Below are 24,010 nucleotides of genomic sequence, written 5' to 3'. Positions count from 1 at the left end.
TTTCTCTGAATAAGGATCGGTTGCGCAGGGACAAAGGTCGCCGTCAGCGGATTACCAAAGTGCCAATGTGTAACTTACGATCAGACGGGTTTCGTCCAGGTCATTGCCGAAGTTCGAACGAACCGTAGCGTTTCTGAGTTTGACCCCGAGGTTTTTTAGCGAACCGCTTTGGATCACGTAACCGATATCCGTATCGCGCTCCCACTCTTTGCCCGTGTTACTGCCCCCGACCAACGCGTTGTCACCCTGGACATAGCGACTCATGAACGTCAGTCCGGGAATACCCATTGCCGCGAAGTTGTAGTCATAACGCAGCTGCCAGGAGCGTTCCTGAGTGTTGGCAAAGTCATTGATCTGGACAAAGTTGACCAGGTACGGGTCGCTATTGGCAATGTACGGGAAGGGATCGTCACCGCTCATGTGTTGATAGGCGGCGGTGAACACGTTGGCGCCCAGGGTGTAGGAGACCAGTCCGTTCGCAGCACGGTTATCGAGCGGGCGGAAGTTACCGTCATCGGTACTTTTCGAATAACGTAGATCGAACTTCAGCGACTGCTGCGCGGCAAGGGGAATTTCATAGACGACACCGCCAAAGAACTGCCGGTAGACATTTTCCAGATTGCCGTAGAACAGACTTGTGCTAAGGGCTTTGTTGAAACTGTAGGTACCACCGGCAAAGCGGAAGTCATCACTGACACCGCCGATGCGGTTGCCCGTGAAGTCCTGATAGTCCGAGGAACTGTTGAACTTGATTTGCTCCAGCTTGCCACCTTGCAGGACCAACTTATCAATGTCTTTGGAGGTCAGTAGCGCGCCTTCGAAAGTGGAGGGCAGCAGGCGTGTGTCATTGCTCGATACCACGGGCGTACGGAAGGCGAGTGAGCCAGCCTTTAGAACCGTTTCCGACACCTTCGCCTTGGCCGTCAGCTCAAGTTTGGAATATTCGTCCTGTGAGCCGCGACCGTTTTTCGAACTGAGATCAGCCGGCAACAGACCCGTGCCACCGGAACCATCACCGCCGTCAAGCTTGAGACCGAGCATGCCAACGGCGTCGATGCCCAGGCCCACGGTGCCGGCGGTATAGCCTGACTCGAACCGCAACATGGCTCCCTGGGCCCATTCTTTTGCCGCGTCCCGCTGGGCCGTCGGAGGGCCGTTGCGAAAGTCACGATTGAAGTAGAAGTTACGCAGTTCAATACTGGCCTTACTGTCGGCAATAAAATCAGCAGATGCCGTGAATGGGAAAATCAACGCGCAAGTACCCGCAATAGCGAAAGCCTTATTGATTGACATGCTCTTTATGCTCCAGATAACGGCAGATTTATTTGTTGGGTTTTATCGTTATTTTGATTGCAAAGTTACATCTACAGTTTTCTGCGGGCAGCACGCGGCAACCGGGTTATTACCCCGTTGCGCGTACTGACTGCGAAAAGAAAAAGTTTTAAATCAGTTAGCTGTTTTGATGCGGCCAATGACGGAGCCGGCTTCAAAGTAGTCGCCTGCCTGTTTGGCGATCTGCACCTGGCCTTCACACGGTGCGAGGACCGAGGTTTCCATTTTCATGGCCTCTACCACCGCGATCACTTGCCCAGCGCTCACCGACTCGCCGTCTTTGACGACCCAGGTATGCAGATTACCCGCCACGGGCGTCAGTACCGCCTGCGGATCAGTGGCCTCGGATGGGGCCGTGCTTTCGCTGGCGGTACCCGCTGCGTTCAAGCTGACGCCTCGCAGCAGCGCAGCCGGAAGGCCCAGCTCATGGCGCTTGCCGTCGATCTCGACAAACGTGCGCAGGATGCCAGGGTCGGCCGATACAGCGGTACGTGGGGCGAGCGTGATCTGTTCGGCGAAATCGGTCTCGATCCAGCGTGTGTGCACGGCGAATTTATCGGCACCGGTGAAGTCGTCATGGTCCATCACGGCCCGGTGGAACGGCAGCACCGAGGCAATGCCTTCAATGTTGAATTCAGCCAAGGCGCGCCGGGCGCGGACGATGGCCTGTTCGCGGGTGGCACCGGTGACGATCAGCTTGGCCATCATCGAGTCGAAGGTGCTGGGCACTCGCGAGCCGCTTATCACGCCGCTGTCCAGGCGAACGCCCGGGCCAGATGGCGGCAGGAAATCGGTGATCTGACCGGGGGTGGGCAGGAAGCCCTTGCCCGGGTCTTCCGCGTTGATGCGAAATTCGAAGCTGTGGCCACGCGGGGGCGGCGTCTCACTGAAGGACAATGGGAAACCGTCGGCGATCCGCAGTTGTTCGATCACCAGATCCACCCCAGTGGTCTCTTCGGTCACCGGGTGCTCGACCTGCAAGCGGGTATTGACCTCGAGGAACGACAGGGTGCCATCCTGGCTGAGCAGGAACTCCACCGTGCCGGCACCGACGTAGCCGGCTTTGGCGCAGATATCCTGAGCGGATTGATGAATACGCTGGCGCTGTTCGTCGCTGATAAAGGGCGCTGGCGCTTCCTCCACCAGCTTCTGATTGCGCCGCTGCAAGGAGCAGTCACGCGTGCCGACGACGACGACCTTGCCGTGTTTGTCGGCGAGGATCTGCGCTTCGATGTGCCGAGGACGGTCGAGGAACTGTTCGACGTAGCATTCGCCACGACCAAAGGCCGCTTGCGCTTCGCGCACGGCGGAGGCGAACAATTCAGCCACTTCATCCATGCGCCAGGCGACTTTCATGCCGCGTCCACCGCCGCCAAAGGCAGCCTTGATGGCAATCGGCAGGCCGTGCTGTTCGGCAAAGGCCAATACTTCGGCGGCGCTTTCGACCGGGCCAGGCGTACCGGCTACCAGAGGCGCCCCGACCAGTTGGGCAATTTTTCGCGCCTCGACTTTGTCGCCGAGCACGTCGATGGTCTGCGGGTTGGGACCGATCCAGATCAACCCTGCGTCGATCACCGCCCGGGCGAAGTCGGCCCGTTCAGACAGAAAACCATAGCCGGGGTGCACGGCATCGGCGCCGCTGCGTTTGGCGACGGCGAGCAGTTTGCCGATATCCAGGTAGGTCTCGGCCGGGCGCTGGCCATTGAGTGAGTAGGCTTCGTCGGCCTGGCGCACGTGCAGGGCGTCGATGTCCGCGTCGGCATAGACCGCGACAGACTGCACGCCGTAGTCGCGGCAGGCGCGGGCGATGCGGACGGCAATTTCACCACGGTTGGCAATCAGTAATTTTTTCATGGAAGTTTTTTCACATCGGCAGTTGAAGAAGCTTGCGTAACGGGTTGAATCTCTTTGAAGCCGTCCACAGGGTTGAAGCGAATCTGCGCATTGATAGGGATCTGGCCAGCCAGGTCGAGATGGTAGTGGGCAACTGCGCCGATCACCGGATAGCCACCGGTCAACGGGTGATCGGCGAGAAACAGAACCGGTTGGCCACTGGCCGGAACCTGAATGGCGCCGACGCAGGTGCCTTCGCTGGGCAACTCATGGTGGTTGCTGCGCGCAAGCGGCATTTCACCGGCCAGACGAATACCGACGCGGTTGGACTGTGGGGTGACGCGCCAGAGCTGGCTGCTCAGACGCTGGATAGCGTCTTCGGTAAACCAGTCGGTACGCGGTCCCATGACCACGTCAAGGGTGATGATGTTGGCAGTGGTAGGCAATTCAAAGGCCGGGGCTTCGTTCAGCGATACGCTGGTTCCCGTTGTCAGTGTCGTAAAACCCAATAGGTCGCCGACGGCGAGCGCCGGCGGGCCGACCTGGGCCAGGGTGTCTGTGGACAGGCTGCCTAATACCGGAGCGATATCAAAGCCGCCGCGAATCGCCAGGTAGCTGCGCAGCCCCGCGAGGGGGGCCCCCAGGCTGACGCGGTCACCCGCGTCCAGCTCGATGGGCTGGTAGTGACTTGCCTGCCATTGCAGGCCACTGGCGTTGGTGATTGTGACTGGGGTTTTCGCACCAGTGACAGCGATCACGGCACGGCCATGGCAAACGAAGCTCAGGCCGCCGAGTACCGATTCCACACAGGCCATGTCCGAGCGGTTGCCGACCGCGCGGTTGGCTGCCCGCAGCGCGCCCTGGTCCAGCGCGCCGGAACAGGATACGCCTTGGCCGGTCTGGCCGGGACGGCCCATATCCTGCAGTACGCTGTGCAAACCGGGGGTGATGATTTCCAGATAGGCACCGCTGGGCGCGGCGGCGCTTGCCGGTACCGTGGGGGCCGGCAGGCCGCCCGCCGGGAGCGGGCCTGCATCGGTGAACCGCACTTTATAGCCTGGACGCAGCAAGGCCGATTCAGCGCGGTTCAGGTCCCACATCTGCAAAGGCGTGACGCCGATGATCTGCCACCCACCGGGGCTGGCTTGTGGATAAACACCGCTGAATTCCCCCGCCAGGGCAACCGCACCTGCGGGTATGCGGGTGCGTGGAGTTTGTCGGCGAGGCACCTGGAAACCGGCACCGCCAGTGAGGTAGGCGAAGCCCGGCGCAAATCCGCAGAAGGCCACGCTGTAGTCATGGGCGGTGTGGCGTTGGACCACTTCGGCGCGGCTGATCCCTAGCAGTGTGGCGACCTCGTCAAGGTCTTCACCATTGTAATGGACGGGAATTTCCACCCGGCGATGCTCGATCTCGCGGCGCTGGCTCAGGTCCTGGCCAGCGATACGATTGACGAGCGCCTGCTGGGCAATGGCGCTGGGGCGAAATTGGATCAGCAGCGTTCGTGCGGCAGGAATGATCTCCTCCACGCCAGCAATAGGTTCGGCCATCAGGGCGTCGAACAACGCCAGGGTCTCGTCCAGGTCTTTCAATTCGACGAGCAGGGCGTCCAGGTTGACGGGTAGAAAACGCACAGGAAACTCCTAGACGTGATAGGTGCTGTCAGGCACATCGGTGATGAACATATGGCCGGGCGCATGGGTAATGGCGAAGGGCACGCCCGAGGCCACGACCGCTGCCTGGGGCGTTACACCGCAGGCCCAGAACACCGGGATCTCACCGGGTTCGATGCGTACGGCGTCGCCGAAGTCGGGTCGATTCAGGTCCTGGATCCCGAGCAGCGCCGGTTCGCCGATGTGCACCGGGGCGCCATGGACTGAGGGATAGCGCCCGGAGATACCGCTCGCCTCGGCCACGCGATCGGCTGGAATCGGTCGCATCGATACCACCATTTCACCCTGCAGACGTCCCGCCGGACGGCAGGCACGGTTGGTCCGGTACATCGGTACGTTGCAACCATCAGTGATATGCCGCACTTCGATGCCGGCCTCTTGCAGGGCCGTTTCAAAGGTAAAGCTGCAGCCGATCAAGAAGGCCACCATGTCGTCGTGTTCGGCCCAGGCCTGAGTGGCGTCGCTGACTTCCTCCACCAGTTTCCCATCACGCCAGATGCGGTACAGGGGGATATCGGTGCGCAGGTCGGCCCCTTCAGCCAGCAGCGTACCTGGGCTGCCGGCGTCGCTGACGTCAAGGATCGGGCAGGCTTTTGGATTGCGCTGGGCATACAGTAGAAAATCGTATGCCCAGGCGCGCGGCAAGGCGATCAGGTTGGCCTGGGTCATGCCCGGCGCGATACCTGCCGTGGGGGTGACCAGGCCGCCACGGTAGGCGGTGCGTGCTTGGCGGGCAGCGGCGATGGCCGCCTGGCGGGCGAGATCAAGAGCGTTCATGGGCGTCCTCCGGCAAAGGGCAGCAAGGACATGTTGGCCTGTTCCAGTACGCGGCGCAGCTCGCGGGCCATTTCCACCGCTGCCGGGCTGTCGCCATGGACACAGATCGAGTCGGCCTGGATTCTGGTCAGGCTGCCATCGATCGCTTCGATGGTGCCGTCTTCAACGAGGCGCAGCATACGTTGGGCGACGAGCTTGGGATCGTGCAGCACGGCGCCTGGTTCGCGGCGAGAGACGAGGGTGCCCTGTGGCGTATAGGCACGGTCAGCGAACGCTTCGGCGATACACTGCAACCCCTCGTTACGGGCCAGTTCAATCAGGCTTGAACCTGCCAGGGCAACCAATATGAGGTTGGAGTCGATCGTGCGGATGGCTTCGATCACGGCCAGCGCCTGGCGGCGATCGTGAGCAATGGTGTTGTACAAGGCGCCATGGGGCTTCACATAGCGCACGCAGGTGCCGGCGGCCTTGGCCAGGCCTTGCAGCGCGCCGATCTGGTAGATCACGTCGGCAGTCAGTTCATCGCTGGCCACGTCCATGTTTCGTCGGCCAAAGCCCACTTTGTCCGGGTAAGCGACATGGGCACCAATGGTGACATTTTTGGCCGCCGCCGCTTTCAGTGTCCGCAGGATGCCGGCAGGGTCTCCGGCGTGAAAACCGCAGGCGACATTGGCGCTGGTCACGACATCGAGCATCGCGGCATCGTCGCCCATGTGCCAGGCGCCAAAGCTTTCACCCAGGTCGCTGTTGATATCTATCGTTGGCATTGACGTGACTCCTTGTTCGTTATCGGGCTCAGGCGACGTTGAGGAAGGCGAAGATCGGCCCAACGGATTTGATTGCCATGTACCAGGTCAGCAGGCAGGTCAGGGCGCCCAGTACCAGCAGCCAGCGTGGGTAATGGTAACCGCCCATGAGGTCGGACCGGCGCCAGCCGACGTAGATAAAGATGCTCAGGCCGATTGGCAGTATCAGGCCGTTGAAACCGCCCGCGAAGAGCAGCAGTGCGGCAGGAGCAGTCCCCATCAGGACAAAGATCAGCAGCGACAGGGTGATGAATACGGTGGTGGCGCGGTTGCGAGCCTGCTCAGTGATGTCCGGTTTGAACACGGTGATAAAGGAAATGGAGGTGTAAGCGGCGCCGATCACGCTGGTGATACTGGCGGCCCAGAGGATGAGACCGAAGACGCGCAGGCCGAACTGCCCGGCTGCCGCCTGGAAGGCTTGTGCGGCCGGATTGGCGCCCTGGCCCGAGGTGTCGATGACGACGCCGCTGGCAACAACACCGAGGATGGCGAGAAACAGGATATAGCGCATGAGGCCGGTGACCAGGATGCCGCCCAGGGCTGCCTTGGTCACTGCCTGGAGATTTTCTACCCCGGTAGTCCCGCGATCCAGCAGTTTGTGAGCCCCTGCATAGGTGATGTAACCACCGACCGTGCCGCCGACAATGGTCGTAATGGTGGCGAAATTGATCTGGTCCGGAAGTACGGTCTGGTAGAGGGCTTCACCCAGTGGCGGGTTAGAGGCAAAGGCCACGAACAGCGTCAGGGCAATCATCACCAGGCCCAGCACGACGATCAGCCGGTCGACGGCCAATCCGGCGCGGTGGGAGAGGAAGATGCCGATGGCCAGCAGGGCGCTGAGACCGCCGCCCCATTTTGCATCAAGCCCCAGCAGCGCGTTCAGGCCCAGCCCGGCACCGGCGATGTTGCCGACGTTGAACACCAGCCCGCCGAAGATCACCAGAACCGCCAGCAGGTAGCCACTGCCTGGAATCGCTTTGTTGGCCACGTCTGCGGCACGCATTCGGGTCAGGGTGACGATACGCCAGACGTTAAGTTGAACCACGAAGTCGATCAGAATCGAGGCCAGGATACCGAACGCAAATGCCGCACCCATCTTGGCCGTGAACGTGGCGGTCTGGGTGATGAAGCCAGGGCCGATGGCGGACGTCGCCATCATGAAAATTGCGGCGATCAGGGAAGCGCGTCGCGTCTTTGTAAAATCTTGAGCGGTCTGTGTCACGGCTGTCTGTGTCACGGCATCAATTCCTACGGTGGGAGATGTTTTTTTATTGAGCAACGAGCGTGCCAGGACTCAAATATCCGTCTAGAAGTGTTGATCTATAGCGCCTGGATTGTTCAACAATCAATTTGATGTGAGGCTACAATTTGCACCAAATTGTAACCTTGTCACTCGTGGGTGTTACTTAATGATGCAGGCAGCCCCCTTGCTCCTTGCCATGGGCTGGGCTCTCATGGAACATCAAAGTGACTTCCTCATATTCTGGATTGCACATGAACGACGTTTCACCTTCCCTTCCTCGCTCGCTGGGAGAGTCCATTACCCAGGAGATCCGCAGAATGCTGGTCGAAGGTGAGTTGGTTCCGGGCCAGCGGCTGTCCGAAGCGGCCCTGGCCGACAACCTGCAGATTTCACGCAACACCTTGAGGGAAGCGTTCAGGGTCCTGACGCGGGAGGGGTTGCTCAAGCATGAACCCAATCGAGGGGTGACCGTGGCGGAGCCGGATATGGCCTCGATCATTGACATCTATCGTGTGCGCCGTTTTATCGAATGCAAGGCCATCGCGCAGGGTTATCCGCTGCACCCGGGAACACTGCATATGCGCGAAGCCGTGGAAGCGGGCATGCGAGCGCGTGAGGCCAAGGATTGGATCGCAGTCGGCACCGCGAACATGATGTTCCACAAGGCGATCGTCGAACTCGCCGACAGCCCGCGTCTGGTGGTGTTCTACGGGCAGATATCGGCCGAGCTGCGGTTGGCCTTCGGCCTGCTCAATGATCCCGAATTCCTGCATATGCCCTATGTCGACATGAACGTTTCAATCCTGCGCTGTATCGAAGAAAGGCGACCCGAGGAAGCCACCCAGATGCTCGAAGCCTATCTGGTGCAATCGGAGCGCACTGTTCTGGCAGCCTACGAACGCTGCATGAACCGATAGCGCCAGGCGAGCGCTTCGCAAGCAAAGCCACACCTATCGTTTTTTCCGCTCAGGCCCTCACACCCACCTTATAGTTCCGGGTATCGATGGGTGATTTCCCGGGGCGGCCGCGTGGCTCTGGGCAGGCCAAGTCGCCGTTGGTCTTCGCGAGCCAACTCAGCGCCCATGTAACGTTCGATATGCGCGCGGTCGTGGGCCAGGTTTTCAGCGCTGATTGAGTGACGGATCTTGCCTGCGATGTAGACTCAGGGGGCACGGAGGAGAGTGAAGATGGAGCCGATACTGGAACTGGAAAGCGCGCGGCTGCTGTTGCGGCAGTGGCGCGATGATGACTTGCCGGAATTTGCCGCCATGTGCGCAGACCCGCAGGTGATGCGTTATTTCCCGGCGCGCCTGAGCCGCCTGGAAAGCGCTGCCCTGATCGGTCGCGTGCGGGGACATTTCGCCGAGCATGGTTTTGGTTTGTGGGCCCTGGAACGCAAGGACACTGGCGCCTTCATTGGCTTCACCGGGCTGGGTGTGGTCGGGTTCGATGCGCCTTTCACACCGGCCATCGAGATCGGTTGGCGCCTGGCCCGGGAGCACTGGGGCCTGGGGTATGCCAGCGAAGCGGCGTGGACCGCCCTGCGTTGTGCCTTCGACCAATTGACGCTGGACGAAGTGGTGGCGTTCGCCGCCGTCGACAACCTGCCATCGCAAAAGGTCATGCAGGCCATTGGCATGCAGCATGACCCGGCTGACGACTTCGAACACCCGACACTCGCCGTCGGTCACCCGTTGCGTCACCATGTGCTCTATCGCATCAATCGTGAGCAGTGGTTGCAGACCCTGCACGGTTAGCCGACACGGACGTTTACAATGCCCGCCAAAATGGCCCGGGCCACTATCGATCCGCCGCAGCAGCATAGACTGCGCGGTTTTTGCGCTGTGTGAGGAAAGTCTGAATGAGCCACGTGTTGGAAGATCTGGTCGACCTGCTGACCCTGGAACCGATCGAAGAGAACCTGTTTCGCGGACGTAGCCAGGACCTGGGGTTTCGCCAGTTGTTCGGCGGCCAGGTACTGGGCCAGTCGTTGTCGGCGGCCAGCCAGACCGTGGAAGCGGCGCGCCATGTGCATTCGATGCACGGTTATTTCCTGCGTCCAGGCGACGCTGCGCTGCCGGTGGTCTACCAGGTGGACCGGGTGCGCGACGGTGGCAGCTTCAGCACCCGCCGGGTGACGGCGATCCAGAAGGGCAACCCGATCTTTACCTGCAGCGCGTCGTTCCAGTATGACGAAGAAGGCTTTGAGCACCAGAGCAGCATGCCGCAAGTCGTCGGGCCGGAGAACCTGCCGTCCGAGCTGGAGCTGACCCAGCAGCGCGCGCACCTGCTGCCCGAGCACATGCGCGAAAAACTGCTGTGCCCCAAGCCGATCGAGGTGCGCCCGGTCACCGAAAAAGACCCTTACAACCCGCAACCGGCCGACCCGGTCAAATACGTGTGGTTCCGTGCCGATGGCGCCCTGGCGGATTCGCCGGCCTTGCACAAATACCTGCTGGCCTACGCGTCGGACTTCGGCCTGTTGACCACTTCGCTGCTGCCCCACGGTAAATCGGTGTGGCACAAGGATATGCAGGTCGCCAGCCTCGATCACGCCTTGTGGTTCCATGCTGACCTGCGCGCCGACGACTGGTTGCTCTACGCCATGGACAGCCCGTGGGCCGGCAATTCCCGTGGGTTCTCCCGTGGCAGCGTGTTCAACCGCGCCGGGCAACTGGTGGCGTCTGTCACCCAGGAAGGCCTGATTCGCCATCGCAAGGACTGGGCATGAGCTTGGCCGAGGTCCGTCACTGGGTGTTCGACATGGATGGCACGCTGACGATCGCCGTGCATGACTTCGCGGCGATCCGCGTGGCCCTGGCGATTCCGGCCGAAGACGACATCCTGACCCACCTGGCCGCGTTGCCGGCGGAGGAGGCCGCGGCCAAGCATGCCTGGCTGCTGGAGCACGAACGGGACCTGGCATTGGGCTCCAAGCCCGCGCCAGGGGCGGTTGAACTGGTGCGCGAGCTGGCCGGGCGCGGTTATCGCCTGGGCATCCTCACCCGCAACGCCCGCGAGCTGGCCCACGTCACCCTGGAGGCCATCGGCCTGGCGGACTGTTTCGCGGTGGAGGATGTGCTGGGCCGCGACGAAGCACCGCCCAAGCCCCACCCCGGTGGCCTGTTGAAGTTGGCCGAGGCCTGGGGCGTGGCGCCTGAAGCGATGGTGATGGTCGGTGACTACCGCTTTGACCTGGACTGCGGTCGGGCGGCGGGCGCGCGAACGGTGTTGGTGAATCTGCCGGACAATCCGTGGCCGGAGCTGGCGGATTGGCATGCGCGCGATTGTGGGGAGTTGCGGCGGATGCTTTCGGCTTGAGATAGGTGGTGACTGACCCGCCGCCTTCGCGAGCAGGCTCGCTCCCACAGGGGCTCTGGTATGGGCAAAAAAACTGCGATCAACAGAGGTCTCCTGTGGGAGCGAGCCTGCTCGCGAAGAGGCCCTTTCGACCGCTACAAGACTCACTGATCAAACAACACCTTCAGCCCCTCAGGCGAAGTCAACATCCCATCCCCGTTATGCCCCACCCCCGGCACTTCGATCAGCCGCTGGTTCAACCCCTCGGGATGACGCCGGGTCAGGTAGTCGAAAAAGAAATGCCCGCGCAGTAACCGATACGGCCCCTGGGTTTGTGCTTCGCAGCCTTTATCCAGCGCAGGATGTTCCGGGTCGGTGTCTTGTTGTCCGAGCAGATAGACGATGTCGCGTTTGACGTAGTTATCTTCCAGTTGCGCGGGTGTTTGCCCCGCCGCGTAGGCTGGCAAGTTCTGCAGGCCGTATTTCCAGCGGTTGAAGCCAGGGCAACTGGCAGGATCGAACGCCATGGGCCGTTGCGCATCGAAGTAGGCATAGGACGACGGGTTGGCGATGACAAAGCGTGGGCGGATCCGGTATTGGCCGTGGGCGAGCAGGGCATAGCGCTGCACGACCTGGGCGCCGCCGGAATGGCCGGCGATGACGATCTCTTTCACTTCGGGAAACTGCTGCCGGTCACTGACTCGCGCAACGATGTCGTCGAGTACCTGGAAGGAACTGACTGGATTGGGCCCTGTGGATAAGCCACCGGCCATCCAGTCGTTGCCTTGCCAGCGCAGGAGGTCATTGGGCAATTGATGGCGCGCCACGTCCTGTTCGTTGAGAAACTGCGGGGCGATGATCAGGGTGGAGCCCAGTTGCCCGGCCTGCCCGGCAGCCTTTTCCGCGCTGTGCAGGTAGGTGTCGGCATTGCGCAGCCGACCGTGGAGGATGATCAGCACGCGCTGGATGGATGTCGGCGGTGGGCTTACGGCGACGGCCATGGCGCCGCCCTTGAACTGCAGTCGCCCTTGGGTGACCACGTTGACGCCGTGTTCCTCGGCCCGGGCAACGGCGCAGCACAGCACCAGCCCGATCAACGCCCCCCACTTCATCTACAGGGTTTTCGCCGCGAACGTGTCGCACTGGCTGACCTGGCCCTGGGCGAACCCGGTCTTGAACCAGCGCACGCGCTGTGCCGAAGTACCGTGGGTGAAGGAGTCCGGCACCACGCGGCCCTGGCCTTGTTGCTGCAAGCGGTCATCGCCGATGGCATTGGCGGCGTTCAAGGCCTCCTCGATGTCTCCCGGCTCCAGCCAGTTCAGGCGTTTTTGCGCATGGTTGGCCCACACACCCGCCAGGCAATCGGCCTGCAACTCCTGGCGTACCAACAAGCCGCCATCGCCCTCCATCTGACGGCCTTGCTGGCGCGCTTCCTGGATTTTCGCCGACACGCCGAGCAGCGTCTGCACATGGTGTCCGACTTCATGGGCAATGACGTAGGCCTGGGCGAAGTCCCCGGCGGCAGCGAAGCGTTGGGACATTTCCTTGAAGAAGCTCATGTCCAAATAGACTTGCCGGTCTGCCGGGCAATAGAACGGACCGGTCGCCGACGAGGCAAGGCCGCAGGCCGAGTTGACCCGACCGCTGAACAACACCAGTTTGGGTTGCTGGTATTGGCGTCCGGCCTGCTGGAACACCTGGCCCCAGGTGTCTTCGGTATCGCCGAGGATCGAGCGCACGAACTCGGCCTGTTCATCGTTTGCCGGCGGTGCCTGGCGGGTTTGTGAAGTGGCGGGGGCGGACTGGTCCATCTGCCCGGCCAGTTGCCCGAGAATCTGCATCGGGTCCTGACCGGTGATCCAGCCGATGCCGACGATCAGGAGGACGGCCGTCAGGCTCAACCCCTTGCCGCCGCCGAAACGCATTCCGCCGCCGCCCCCACCGTCACCGCGAGCGTCCACCACGTTGTCACTGCGGCGACCTTTTTTCCATAACATGTGGGCGTTCCTCTGATTGGCCGGGGTGTCACTGTACTGCCGTTGCGGTGAGTCTAGCTTTTGGGGCGTCAGGATGCGCGTGATGCCTGAGCTTTCAGGCAACCGGCGCGGGGTTTGGTTCATCAGGGCATGCATGAATGGCGCACCGGTTCCAGAATTTGCATTACACTTTGCATATTCTGGAATCGACGAATTTATCTTTGGATCGCTCATGGCCGGCAGTCAAATCGAACGGGTTTTCAATGTGCTGGAAAGCCTCGCCAGCGACCCTCGCGGCTGGCCGCTACTAGGCTTGGCCGAACAGTTGCAGATTCCCAAGAGCGCCACCCACCGTTTGCTCGCCGAACTGATGCGCCTGGGCTATGTGCGCCAGAATCCCGAGAATCTGCGTTATCACTTGTCGACGCGCCTGGTCGCCATGGGCTTTCGTTATCTGTCGCGAAGCGGTGCCGACATCGTCCAGCCAGTGCTCGATCGCCTGGCACAGGAAACGGGTGAACTGGTGCGCCTGGGTGTCATCGAAGGGGCGTGCCAGACCTGGATCGCCAAGTCTCAGGGGGCCCGTTCCGGCTTGCGCTACGACCCGGACATGGGGCGTGAGACGCCGTTGTCCTATACCGCATCGGGCCATGCCTGGCTGGCTTGCATGAGTGACGCCGAGGCGTTGGCGCTGGTGGCGCGCCAGGCCGTGCAAGTGCCGGCGGACGCCGGGCCAAACGCACCACGCAGCCCGGCTGAACTGCTCCAGTATCTGCACCAGGCCCGCGAACAAGGCTATGCCTGTGTCGAGGAAAGCTCGGCGATCGGCACGTCGGCCATTGCCGCCGTGGTCCGTCATCCACTGGATGGCCGGGTCATCGGTGTGTTGAGTGTTGCCGGCCCCAGCGCACGGATGACGCGGGCACGGTTGCATGAGCTGGCACCGACCTTGCTGGCGTTTGCCGAGGAGTTGTCGCAAGCCAGTCAGGCCTCGGAGTTGTTCAGCTGAATGCGGTCTCATCCGTCACAGGCAAGCCGTGCTCCCTACATCACGCAACGCAGGATTCCTACATGACCGTCAGCACTCCGCTTTCCGGCGTCAATCAGGCTTTCAAGGGCATCCTGCTTATTCTGGTGGCGACGTTTCTGTTCTCCAGTCATGACGCCTTGTCGAAATATCTCTCGGGTTTCTACCCGATCATCATGGTGGTCTGGGCACGTTACGTGGTGCACACGTTGTTGATGGCCGGTATTTTCCTGCCCCGCTCGGGGCTGCGGGTCCTGCGGACCAAGCGTCCTTTGTGGCAACTGGCCCGGGCGCTGTGCCTGCTGGGCACCAGCCTGTTCTTCACCACGGCGCTGTTGTATATCCCGCTGGCGGAGGCGACGGCGGTCAACTTCCTCGCGCCCGTGCTGGTCACCGCCTTGTCGGTGCCATTGCTGGGCGAACACGTGACACGCGGCCAATGGATCGCGGTGATCTTCGGCTTTATCGGGGTTTTGATCATCGTCCATCCCGGCGGCGATCTGTTCACCCCGGCGGTGATATTGCCGTTCTGTTCGGCGCTGTTCTTCTGTTTCTATCAATTGCTCACGCGCAAGCTCAGCGAGATCGACAGCCCGACCACCAGCAACTTCTTCGCCGGCCTGTGCAACACCTTGGTGATGAGCGCGCTGGTGCCGTTCTTCTGGCAAGTGCCGAGCCTGTTGCACGGTGCGATGATGCTGGCGCTGGGCGCCTGCGGGATGACGGCGCACCTGATGCTGACCCAGGCCTTCCGCTTTGCCGCCCCGGCGCTGCTCGCGCCGTTCGGGTACTGCCAGATCGTGTTTGCCGGGCTGCTGGGCTGGTTGTTGTTCAACCACACGCCGACGCTGACCACCGTGGTGGGCATCACCTTGATCTGCTTGAGTGGGTTGGCGGCGGCGTGGCAACAGCGGCGGGTGTAACGCGGATTGTGGAGGGATCAATTGTGGGAGCAAGGCTTGCCCGCGATGAAGGCGCCTCGGTTCACTTGGGACCGCATCGTCTTCATCGCGGGCAAGCCTTGCTCCCACAGTGGGATAAATAATCCCGGGCTCACTGGAATCAGTTTTCCAGCGTAGGCACCTTGCGCGGTGCCATGAAGTACAGCCAGGTCAGGGCAATGAAGTACATCGCCGGGATCAGGGTGAACAGCACGGTGTAGTTGTTGTTGGTGATCGTGAGGATGTGGCCCACCAGTTGAGTCATGAACATCCCGCCGATGGCCGCGCACATGCCGCCGAAGCCGAACACCGTACTCATCATGTGCTTGGGCGTGTAGTCCATGACCAGGCTCCAGATGTTGGCGGTCCAGGCCTGGTGCGCGCCGATGGCCAGGGAAATGGCGAACACCGCCATCCACAGGCTGCTGGAACCTGCTGCCATGATCACACCGATGATGCAGCAGGCGAACAGCAGCATGGACACCAGTCGCGCCTTGATCGGATTGAGGCCACGGCCGATCAGGAACGAAGACAGGATGCCGCCACCCACGCTGCCGAAGTCGGCGGTGAGGTAGATGATGATCAGCGGGATGCCCATCTGGGTCACGTTGATGCCCAGGTTGTACTGCTGGTTCAGGAACGGCGGCAACCAATAGAGGTAGAACCAGAACACCGGGGCGGTGATCGAGTAGGCCAGGGCGAACGCCCAGGTGCCGCGCATGCGCAGGATGCGTGAGAACGGCACGCGGACCTGGTCCGGTTCGTCCTGGGCCTGGATGTAGTCCAGTTCCGACTGTTTGACGGTGGGATGGTCTTCGGGGTTGAAGTATTTCAGGCCCCAGAACAGCAGCCAGATCCCGCCGAGGGCGGCCATGCACAGGAACGCGGCCTGCCAGCCCCACACGTGCAGGACCAGCGGCAGCAGCATGGGGGTGAACATTGCGCCGACGTTGGTCCCGGCGTTGAAGATACCGGTGGCCACGGCCCGTTCGCCCGCCGGGAACCACAGCCGTGTGGTCTTCACGCAGGCCGGGTAGTTGGCGGCTTCGGTGAGGCCGAGGATGAAACGGCAGACCATGAAGCCCACCGCCGAGGTGGCCAGGCCGTGGGCGCCGGTCGCCAGGCTCCAGAGCAGCACGGCGCAGAAGAATACGCGCTTGACGCCGATCCGGTCGATCAGTCGCCCTTGCAACACGAAGCCGACGGCATAACCGACCTGGAACCAGAAGTTGATGTTGGCGTAGTCCATCGCCGTCCAGTTCATTTCCTTGGCCAGGATCGGCTGCATGACGCCCAGGGCGGCGCGGTCGATGTAGTTCAGGGTCGTGGCGAAAAACACCAGGGCGAGCATGCCCCAACGGGTCTTGCCCACGGCCATGGCGCCGCGGATCTTGTCACCGATGCTGCCGGTGGAGACTCCCAGGGCGGGGGCCAGGCGGGAACTTTGGGAAGGAATCATAACGTGTACCCGTTTTTGAAATTCTTATGGTTGGTCTGGGTCTGTCCATCGAGGTCGGCAGGGCCGGCGTCAATGTGGGAGCGATGGTGCGCAGTGAGCAAAAAATCGTCAATTCAGCTATGGGCATTTTGTTCGATAATCGCCCAAAAAACTAACCGGATGGTACATATTAAATTGCTGAAAGAAACTGGCAGCTCAATAATCGGCTCACTCTTTTAAAAGCGGCGCACCTTTGTAGCCGATGTCTGTCCCGGGAGCCGAAGTCATGCAGCGTTCCATTGCCACCGTGTCCTTGAGCGGTACCTTGCCAGAAAAACTCGAAGCCATTGCCGCCGCCGGTTTTGACGGGGTGGAAATTTTCGAGAACGACCTTCTCTATTACGATGGCAGCCCTCGGGAAATCAGGCAGATGTGCGCCGACCTGGGCATCGCCATCACGTTATTCCAACCGTTTCGCGACTTCGAAGGCTGCCGCCGCGATCGCCTGTCGCGCAACCTGGAGCGGGCCGAGCGCAAGTTCGACCTGATGCAGGAACTGGGCACCGACCTGGTGCTGGTGTGCAGCAACGCCTCGGCCGACAGCGTCGGCGATGAACAGATTCTCATCGATGACCTGCGCCTGCTGGCCGAACGGGCCGGTGCGCGGGGCTTGCGTATCGGTTATGAAGCGCTGGCCTGGGGCCGCCACGTGAATACTTATCAACAGGTCTGGAATATCGTGCGCCAGGCCGATCACCCCAGCCTCGGGGTGTTGCTCGACAGCTTTCATACCTTGTCCCTCAAGGGCGACCCGAGCGCGATCGCCGAGATTCCCGGCGACAAGATCTTCTTCGTGCAAATGGCCGACGCGCCGATCCTGGCCATGGATGTCCTGGAATGGAGCCGGCATTTCCGTTGTTTCCCGGGGCAGGGTGAGTTCGACTTGCCGGGTTTCCTGGCGCCGATCATCAAGAGTGGCTATACCGGGCCGCTGTCGCTGGAAATCTTCAACGACGGTTTCCGCGCCGCGCCGCCACGGGCCAATGCCGCCGACGGCCTGCGCTCGCTGCTGTACCTGGAAGAAAAGACCCGCCAGCGCCTGGCCGAAGAAGCGAGCGCCGTTGGCAACGCCGATATCCTGTTCGCCACGCCGCCGGCCAGCGAATACGATGGCATCGAATTCCTCGAGTTCGCCGTGGACGATAACCTCGGCGCCAAGCTGTCCCATTGGCTGGAACGGCTGGGGTTCGTCAAGGCCGGCCAGCATCGCTCGAAGAATGTGAGCCTGCTGCGCCAGGGCGATATCAACCTGATCCTCAACAGCGAACCGTACTCGTTCGCCCACAGTTTTTTCGAAGCCCACGGACCGTCGTTGTGCGCCACCGCCGTGCGCGTGAAAAACAGTGCCAGCGCCCTGGAGCGGGCCGTTGCCTACAAAGGCCAGCCCTATCGTGGGTTGGTGGGGCCCAATGAACTGGAGCTGGCGGCGGTGCGCGCACCGGACGGTAGCCTGATTTACCTGGTGGACCAGCAGGCCGATGTCTATGGCACTGATTTCAACCTGCAGCCGGGTGCGGTCATTGGGGCCGGGCTCAAGCGCATCGACCACATGGCGATGGCGCTGCCGGCCGACAGCCTCGACAGTTGGGTGCTGTTCTACAAGAGCCTGCTGGATTTCGAGGCCGACGACGAAGTGGTCTTGCCCGACCCTTATGGCTTGGTAAAAAGCCGTGCGCTGCGCAGCCGCTGCAGTTCGATCCGCTTGCCGCTGAACATTTCCGAGAATCGCAACACCGCGATCTCACACGCGCTGTCGAGTTATCGCGGCTCCGGCGTGCATCACATCGCCTTCGACTGCGACGACATCTTCGCCCAGGTCAGTCGTGCCAAGGAGGCGGGCGTACCGTTGCTGGACATCCCGCTCAATTACTACGACGACCTGGCGGCGCGTTTCGATTTCGACGACGAGTTCCTCAGCGAACTGGCCTACTTCAACGTGTTGTACGACCGTGACGCCCAGGGTGGCGAGCTGTTCCACGTCTACACCGAGCCGTTCGAAGGGCGGTTTTTCTTCGAGATCATCCAGCGCAAGAACGGTTACGCCGGTTATGGCGCCGCCAATGTCGCGGTGCGCCTGGCGGCCATGGCCAAGTCCCGCAGCGGTGGTTTGCGACACGCCAAGTTGTAGGGAAATCGTAAACGTGGCGGTAATGGGCCGTGTCGTGGCTTCCTTCAGTGCACGGTGCGGCCCATAATCGCCAGCCTGTGCAGTGATGGCCGTGAGCCCCGCAATGACTATGAATCCAGAGCTTCCCGCAGCGCTCGACGAACCCGTCGTCGCGCCGCGCAAGAGTCGCAAGAACAACCCGGAGAAGACCCGGGAAAACATTCTTCAGGAAGCCATCGTCGAGTTCGTCCAGCAAGGCCTGGCTGGCGCCCGGGTCGATGCCATCGCCGAGCGCATCCACACCTCCAAGCGCATGATCTACTACTACTTCGGCAGCAAGGAGCAGTTGTACGTCGAGGTGCTGGAAAAACTCTATGGGGATATCCGCACCACCGAGAGCCGCCTGCACCTGGCGGAACTGACCCCGGTCGATGCGATCCGGCGCCTGGTGGAGTTCACCTTCGACCACCACGATCGCAACGTGGATTTCGTGCGCATCGTCTGCATCGAGAACATCCACAACGCCGAGTACGTGAAGCAGTCAGGCGCGATCAAGGCGATGACCAATACCATCCTCGATTCCCTGGGCGTGATCCTGCGGCGCGGCGCTGAAGAGGGCGTGTTCCGTGCTGGCCTCGAGCCGCTGGATGTGCATCTGCTGATCAGTTCGTTCTGTTTTTACCGGGTGTCCAATCGCCAGACATTCGGTGAGATCTTTCAGATCGACCTGTCGGATGAAGCGGTCAAGCAGCGGCATCGGCAGATGGTGTGTGAGTCGGTGTTGCGGTATCTACGGGCCTGACACCGAATCCAGTGTGGGAGCGAGCAAGCCCGCTCCCACAGGGGATGTAGTCAGGCTTTAGTGGTTCATGCTTTGGAAATGCGCCAGCATCCGCTGCGCATCCGGTGCCACGCCGCTGAACAGTTCGAACGCCTTCACCGCCTGGAATACGGCCATGTTGCCGCCATCCAGGGTGCGGCAGCCGACCGCGCGGGCGTTGCGCAGCAGTTCGGTTTCCAGTGGGAAGTAGACGATTTCCGCGACCCACAACGTGCCGCGCAACAGCTCGACCGGCACCGGCATGCCCGGTAGTTTTGCCATGCCCATGGGTGTGGTGTTCACCAGGCCATCGGCCTCGGCCATGGCGGTGGGCAGGTCATGCCCGGCGCGGGCGCGGACAGCGCCGAAGTGTTGATTCAAGTTGTTGGCCAGCGCCTCGGCACGGCTGGCCTCGACGTCAAAAATGCTCAGGGTTTCTACGCCCTCCATCAACAGCGCATGGGCCACCGCCGCGCCGGCGCCACCGGCGCCCATCTGGACCACACGCTTGCGCGCCACATCCCCCAGGCCGCGACGAAAACCTTCGGCGAACCCCAGGCAGTCGGTGTTGTGGCCGATGCGCTTGCCGTCCTTGAGCACCACGGTATTGACCGCGCCGATACCGCGGGCCTCGGGTGACAACTCATCGAGCAGCGGGATGATCGCCTGCTTGCAGGGGAAGGTGATGTTCAGGCCGGTGAAGTCCATGCGTTCGGCGGCCACCAGTAGATCGGCCAGGGCGCCGCTGTCGAGCTTCAGCGCGTCAAGGTCGATCAGCCGATAGAGGTAACGCATGCCTTGGGCATCGCCTTCACGCTCATGCATCGCCGGTGTGCGAGAGGCCTGGATGCCCGCGCCGATCAGGCCGGCCAGCACAGTGATATTCGACATGCTCATCAACCCTTCAACCGCTGACTGAAATGTTCAAGGGCCAGGCGATAACCATGGCTGCCAAACCCGCACATCACGCCAATGGCGACGGATGAGACGAAGGAGTGATGACGGAAGGTTTCACGGGCGTGGACGTTGGACAGGTGGACTTCGATGACCGGTACTTCGCTGGCCACCAAGGCATCGCGGATCGCCACGGAGGTGTGGGTCCAGGCTGCCGGGTTGATGACGATACCGGCGCAGCGGCCACGGGCGCCGTGAACCCAGTCCAGCAATTCGCCTTCCTGGTTGGTCTGGCGAAACTCCACCGCCAGGCCGAGTTCTTCAGCGGCGCGGCCGCACAGTGCCGAGATGTCAGCCAGGGTTTCATGGCCATAGGTCGCCGGCTCGCGGGTGCCGAGCAGGTTCAGGTTCGGGCCGTTGAGCACCAGAACGATCGGAGGCATCGCAATTTCTCCACATTTTTATTGTTGGTGTCGGCGGGGTTTCAGCCGGTGGAGATAAATTGTACTAGATGGTTAATTTGGTCAAATAAAGCAGCGGTCATCGGGCAATAAGTGTTCGATGATCGAACATGACCTTTTAGCTATGGTGAGATTTGCAGGAGGGAATTATGGCTAGGGAGCTTGTTCCCTAGCCACAGAGGGCTCTGCTTAACGCCGAGTCAACAACACCCCGGACTCCATGTGATGGGTCCAGGGAAATTGATCGAACAACGCACAGCGCGTGATGCGGTGGGTGTCGTTCAGTTGTGCGATATTCGCGGCGAGGGTGTCAGGGTTGCAGGAGATGTACAGGATGTTGTCAAAACGTCGGGTCAGCTCGCAGGTGTCCGGGTCCATGCCGGCGCGAGGCGGGTCGACGAAGACGCTGCCGAATTCGTAGCTTTTCAGGTCGATGCCATGCAAGCGACGGAACGGCCGGACTTCGTTCAGGGCTTCGGTCAGCTCTTCGGCGGACAGGCGCACCAGCGTGACGTTATCCACCGCGTTTTCGCTGAGGTTGCTCAGCGCGGCGTTCACCGAGGTCTTGCTGATTTCGGTGGCCAGCACTTTGCGCACGCGGGTGGCCAGGGGCAGGGTGAAGTTGCCGTTGCCGCAGTACAACTCCAGCAGATCGTCGCTGCGATCGCCCAGCGCGTCATAAGCCCAGTTGAGCATCTTCTGGTTCACCGTGCCGTTGGGCTGGGTGAAGGCGCCTTCAGGCTGGCGATAGCTGAAGGTGCGAGCGCCCACTTCGAGCTTCTCCACCACGTAGTCATGGCCGATCACTTCGCGTTTGCCCTTGGAGCGGCCAATGATGCTCACGCCCAGGTCAGCCGCCAGTTTCGAGGCGGCAGCGTGCCAGTGTTCGTCCAGCGGGCGGTGATAACACAGGGTGATCATTGCATCGCCCGCCAGGGTGGTCAGGAACTCCACCTGGAACAGCTTGTGGCTCAGGGGCGCGCTGGCTTGCCAGGCGGCCTTGAGTTGCGGCATCAACTGGTTGATGCGCAGGCTGGCAATGGGAAACTCCTCAATGAGGATCGGGGTGCGCTTGTCGTCCTGGGAGAACATTGCGTAGTGCCGTTCGCCGGCCTCGCGCCAGAGACGGAACTCGGCGCGCAGGCGGAAGTGCTCCAGGGGCGAGTCGAACACCGCAGGTTCTGGTGCATCGAACGGCGCCAACAGGTCACGCAAGCGGGTGACCTTGTCCTGGAGCTGAGCGGCGTAGGCTTGGGAATCAAAAGTCATGCGTTGAACCAACCCAACTTGATCACGAACAGGATCGACAGAATGACCAGCGCCGGGTTCAGCTCACGGCCACGGCCAGACACCAGTTTGATGGCGGTCCAGGCGATGAAACCGAAAGCGATGCCGTTGGCGATGGAATAGGTGAACGGCATTGCCAGGGCGGTCACCACCACTGGCGCGGCGACGGTGATGTCGTCCCAGTCGATCTCTGCCAGGCCGGAGGTCATCAGCACAGCGACGAACAGCAGGGCTGGGGCGGTGGCGAAAGGCGGGACGCTGGCGGCCAATGGCGAGAAGAACAGCGCCAGCAGGAACAGGAACGCCACCACGATGGCGGTCAGGCCGGTGCGGCCGCCGGCGCTGACGCCCGCTGCCGATTCGATGTAGCTGGTGGTGGTGGAGGTGCCCAGCAGCGAACCGGCCATGGCGGCGGTGCTGTCGGCGATCAGCGCACGGCCCATCTTTGGCATGTGGCCGTCCTTGCCCATCAGCCCGGCGCGCTTGGCGACGCCGATCAGGGTGCCGGAGTTGTCGAACAGGTCGACGAACAGGAAGGCGAAGATCACGCTCACCAGGCCGATGTCCAGGGCGCCCTTGATGTCCAGTTGCAGGAAGGTCGGGGCCAGGGACGGCGGCATGGACATCACGCCGCCGAACGGCGTGAAGCCCATCAGGATCGAGACGAGGGTGACCGCCAGGATGCCGATCAGCACCGCGCCGCGTACTTTCAAGGCTTCGAGGGCAACGATCAGGACAAAGCCAAGGGTCGCGAGGATCGGCGCCGGTTGTTTCAAGTCGCCGAGGCCGACCATGGTCGCCGGGTTTTTCACCACGATGCCGGCGTTATTCAGGGCGATCAGCGCCAGGAACAGGCCGATACCGGCGGCAATCGCCGAGCGCAGCGGCAGCGGGATGCTGTTGATGATCCATTCGCGGATACGAAAGATCGACAACATGAAGAACAGTACGGCGGAGATGAACACTGCGCCCAGCGCCACTTGCCAGGTGTGGCCCATGTGCAGGACCACGGTGTAGGTAAAGAAGGCATTCAGGCCCATGCCCGGTGCGAGGGCGATCGGGTAGTTGGCGATCAGGCCCATGACCGTGGAGCCAATGGCCGCTGCCAGGCAGGTGGCGACGAACACCGCGCCCTTGTCCATGCCGGTTTCGCCGAGGATGCTCGGGTTGACGAACAGGATGTAGGCCATGGCCAGGAACGTTGTGACGCCCGCCAGGATCTCGGTCCGCACGTTGGTGTTGTGTGCCTTGAGTTGAAACAGCCTTTCCAGCATGTCTGCTCCCCGTGGCGCGCCCGGCGCCGTGAATGTATCGACCTCAACAGCAAAGCACAGGTCGCCAGCGGCGCCCGGGAATTTTCTGTGGGTCGGAAAAAGCCGCGCATCATACCAGCAGCGTAGCGTTGTGGCTGCGATCGTCGTCGATGTTTTGCCAACGCGCCAAGTGGGCCATACTGCGCGCGGTTTCGGGAGGTCTCTATGTATTGCATGAATAAAAAGCTGCTGGCGACGGTGGGTTGCATGCTGGGCTGGTGGTTGTCCGGCCAGGCCGCCAATGCCGCGTCGGCACCGCCCTTGAGCGAGGTCAAGGTGCTCAAGGTCGAGTCGCCGGCCTGTGGCTTCGAGGATGTCGTCCCGGGGCAGGCGCAGACGCGTTGCGACCACAGCGGCCCGAATATCAAGGTCTACGTGCTGGAGGTCGGTTATGGCCGCCAGCCCCGTGCCGCCCTGGACGGCTTTGAAGTCGACGGCACCCGCTCGCCCGTGTGTGCGTACAGTAATGGCAATCTCAATGACTGCTCCGTGCGGACCAAGGTCGTCGGCTATCTGTACATCTTCGACCTGAAGGGCAAGCAAGAGGGCACCTTCAGCTTCAGCAACCAGTCGATCAATGCACCGGGCAACCGGATGTCGACCCAGTTGTACATCAAATAACCGCTGTCCCCTGTAGGAGCTGTCGAGCGAAGCGAGGCTGCGATCTTCCCCTCTGACGCTTGAATCTCAAGCGCCTATCAAAAGATCGCAGCCTTCGGCAG

At 61.7% G+C, this 24,010-nt stretch carries 22 protein-coding genes; 9 read left to right on the top strand and 13 right to left on the bottom strand.

Annotated features, from left to right (window positions below; translation table 11 throughout):
- Window positions 1-51 precede the first annotated feature (51 nt).
- The 6 genes from HU749_RS25965 to HU749_RS25940 all read right to left on the bottom strand — a co-directional run bounded on the left by HU749_RS25965 (window position 52) and on the right by HU749_RS25940 (window position 7,643).
- Window positions 52-1,293, bottom strand: coding sequence for an OprD family porin (locus HU749_RS25965; RefSeq protein WP_095974742.1), 1,242 nt, complete (start codon window positions 1,291-1,293; stop codon window positions 52-54).
- 153 nt (window positions 1,294-1,446) lie between these two features.
- Window positions 1,447-3,186, bottom strand: coding sequence for an acetyl/propionyl/methylcrotonyl-CoA carboxylase subunit alpha (locus tag HU749_RS25960; protein ID WP_095974741.1), 1,740 nt, complete (start codon window positions 3,184-3,186; stop codon window positions 1,447-1,449).
- Window positions 3,183-4,799, bottom strand: a complete 1,617-nt coding sequence (locus HU749_RS25955; protein WP_046065196.1) for a 5-oxoprolinase subunit B/C family protein — start codon at window positions 4,797-4,799, stop codon at window positions 3,183-3,185. Before HU749_RS25955 ends, HU749_RS25960 begins: the two co-directional genes overlap by 4 nt.
- Before the next feature lie 9 nt (window positions 4,800-4,808).
- Complete coding sequence (locus HU749_RS25950) at window positions 4,809-5,615, bottom strand: putative hydro-lyase (protein ID WP_077505580.1); 807 nt, start codon at window positions 5,613-5,615, stop codon at window positions 4,809-4,811.
- Window positions 5,612-6,382, bottom strand: coding sequence for a LamB/YcsF family protein (locus HU749_RS25945; RefSeq protein WP_046065194.1), 771 nt, complete (start codon window positions 6,380-6,382; stop codon window positions 5,612-5,614). Before HU749_RS25945 ends, HU749_RS25950 begins: the two co-directional genes overlap by 4 nt.
- Before the next feature lie 28 nt (window positions 6,383-6,410).
- Window positions 6,411-7,643: an NRAMP family divalent metal transporter gene (locus HU749_RS25940; RefSeq protein WP_041476424.1), complete on the bottom strand. Its 1,233-nt coding sequence runs from the start codon at window positions 7,641-7,643 to the stop codon at window positions 6,411-6,413.
- A gap of 272 nt (window positions 7,644-7,915) precedes the next feature.
- Here HU749_RS25940 and HU749_RS25935 point away from each other — a divergent pair, with 272 nt between their 5' ends.
- The 4 genes from HU749_RS25935 (at window position 7,916) to HU749_RS25920 (ending at window position 10,985) form a co-directional block, all read left to right on the top strand.
- Window positions 7,916-8,581 (top strand): GntR family transcriptional regulator, encoded by a 666-nt coding sequence (locus tag HU749_RS25935; protein WP_074849481.1) that lies wholly within the window; start codon window positions 7,916-7,918, stop codon window positions 8,579-8,581.
- A gap of 270 nt (window positions 8,582-8,851) precedes the next feature.
- Complete coding sequence (locus tag HU749_RS25930) at window positions 8,852-9,421, top strand: GNAT family N-acetyltransferase (RefSeq protein WP_053125591.1); 570 nt, start codon at window positions 8,852-8,854, stop codon at window positions 9,419-9,421.
- Window positions 9,422-9,525: 104 nt separating this feature from the next.
- The gene (gene tesB / locus HU749_RS25925; RefSeq protein WP_018604976.1) at window positions 9,526-10,395 is read left to right on the top strand and encodes an acyl-CoA thioesterase II; all 870 of its coding nucleotides are present in this window, start codon (window positions 9,526-9,528) and stop codon (window positions 10,393-10,395) included.
- Entirely contained in the window at window positions 10,392-10,985 is a 594-nt protein-coding gene (locus HU749_RS25920; RefSeq protein ID WP_186651577.1) for an HAD family hydrolase, read from the top strand. Before tesB ends, HU749_RS25920 begins: the two co-directional genes overlap by 4 nt.
- A 143-nt stretch (window positions 10,986-11,128) precedes the next feature.
- On the opposite strand, the gene HU749_RS25915 is transcribed toward HU749_RS25920, so the two are convergent.
- A complete protein-coding gene (locus tag HU749_RS25915; RefSeq protein ID WP_186651574.1) occupies window positions 11,129-12,076 on the bottom strand; it encodes an alpha/beta hydrolase in 948 nt (315 codons plus the stop codon).
- Window positions 12,077-12,961 carry a KPN_02809 family neutral zinc metallopeptidase gene (gene ypfJ / locus HU749_RS25910; protein ID WP_079303435.1) on the bottom strand — a complete coding sequence of 295 codons (885 nt, stop codon included), beginning with the start codon at window positions 12,959-12,961 and terminating at the stop codon, window positions 12,077-12,079.
- 211 nt (window positions 12,962-13,172) lie between these two features.
- Between ypfJ and HU749_RS25905 the strand changes: the two genes are divergently transcribed.
- Together HU749_RS25905 and HU749_RS25900 are read left to right on the top strand one after the other, a co-directional pair.
- Window positions 13,173-13,949, top strand: a complete 777-nt coding sequence (locus HU749_RS25905) for an IclR family transcriptional regulator (protein ID WP_095963534.1) — start codon at window positions 13,173-13,175, stop codon at window positions 13,947-13,949.
- 62 nt (window positions 13,950-14,011) lie between these two features.
- Window positions 14,012-14,890: a DMT family transporter gene (locus HU749_RS25900; RefSeq protein WP_079302707.1), complete on the top strand. Its 879-nt coding sequence runs from the start codon at window positions 14,012-14,014 to the stop codon at window positions 14,888-14,890.
- A 139-nt stretch (window positions 14,891-15,029) separates the two neighbouring features.
- Here the strand turns inward: HU749_RS25900 and HU749_RS25895 are convergent, their stop codons facing one another.
- Window positions 15,030-16,367, bottom strand: a complete 1,338-nt coding sequence (locus HU749_RS25895) for an MFS transporter (RefSeq protein ID WP_046065190.1) — start codon at window positions 16,365-16,367, stop codon at window positions 15,030-15,032.
- 265 nt (window positions 16,368-16,632) lie between these two features.
- On the opposite strand from HU749_RS25895, the gene quiC reads away from it, so the two are divergent.
- Entirely contained in the window at window positions 16,633-18,534 is a 1,902-nt protein-coding gene (gene quiC / locus HU749_RS25890; RefSeq protein ID WP_046065189.1) for a 3-dehydroshikimate dehydratase QuiC, read from the top strand.
- A 103-nt stretch (window positions 18,535-18,637) separates the two neighbouring features.
- Window positions 18,638-19,315, top strand: a complete 678-nt coding sequence (locus HU749_RS25885; protein ID WP_186651572.1) for a TetR/AcrR family transcriptional regulator — start codon at window positions 18,638-18,640, stop codon at window positions 19,313-19,315.
- Window positions 19,316-19,372: 57 nt separating this feature from the next.
- On the opposite strand, the gene HU749_RS25880 is transcribed toward HU749_RS25885, so the two are convergent.
- The 4 genes from HU749_RS25880 to HU749_RS25865 all read right to left on the bottom strand — a co-directional run bounded on the left by HU749_RS25880 (window position 19,373) and on the right by HU749_RS25865 (window position 23,249).
- Complete coding sequence (locus tag HU749_RS25880) at window positions 19,373-20,224, bottom strand: shikimate dehydrogenase (protein ID WP_437127826.1); 852 nt, start codon at window positions 20,222-20,224, stop codon at window positions 19,373-19,375.
- Window positions 20,225-20,229: 5 nt separating this feature from the next.
- Window positions 20,230-20,670, bottom strand: coding sequence for a type II 3-dehydroquinate dehydratase (gene aroQ / locus HU749_RS25875; RefSeq protein WP_139051204.1), 441 nt, complete (start codon window positions 20,668-20,670; stop codon window positions 20,230-20,232).
- A 207-nt stretch (window positions 20,671-20,877) separates the two neighbouring features.
- Window positions 20,878-21,957: a tRNA (uridine(54)-C5)-methyltransferase TrmA gene (trmA, locus tag HU749_RS25870; protein ID WP_046065186.1), complete on the bottom strand. Its 1,080-nt coding sequence runs from the start codon at window positions 21,955-21,957 to the stop codon at window positions 20,878-20,880.
- On the bottom strand, window positions 21,954-23,249 hold the full coding sequence (locus tag HU749_RS25865) for an NCS2 family permease (RefSeq protein ID WP_046065185.1): 1,296 nt from the start codon (window positions 23,247-23,249) through the stop codon (window positions 21,954-21,956). Before HU749_RS25865 ends, trmA begins: the two co-directional genes overlap by 4 nt.
- Window positions 23,250-23,453: 204 nt before the next feature.
- Between HU749_RS25865 and HU749_RS25860 the strand changes: the two genes are divergently transcribed.
- Window positions 23,454-23,909, top strand: coding sequence for a DUF4879 domain-containing protein (locus tag HU749_RS25860; protein WP_186651568.1), 456 nt, complete (start codon window positions 23,454-23,456; stop codon window positions 23,907-23,909).
- The last annotated feature ends 101 nt before the right edge of the window (window positions 23,910-24,010 follow it).

Source organism: Pseudomonas ogarae, assembly GCF_014268695.2.
GTDB lineage: Bacteria > Pseudomonadota > Gammaproteobacteria > Pseudomonadales > Pseudomonadaceae > Aquipseudomonas > Aquipseudomonas kilonensis.
This window is presented reverse-complemented; position numbering and strand designations above follow the sequence as displayed.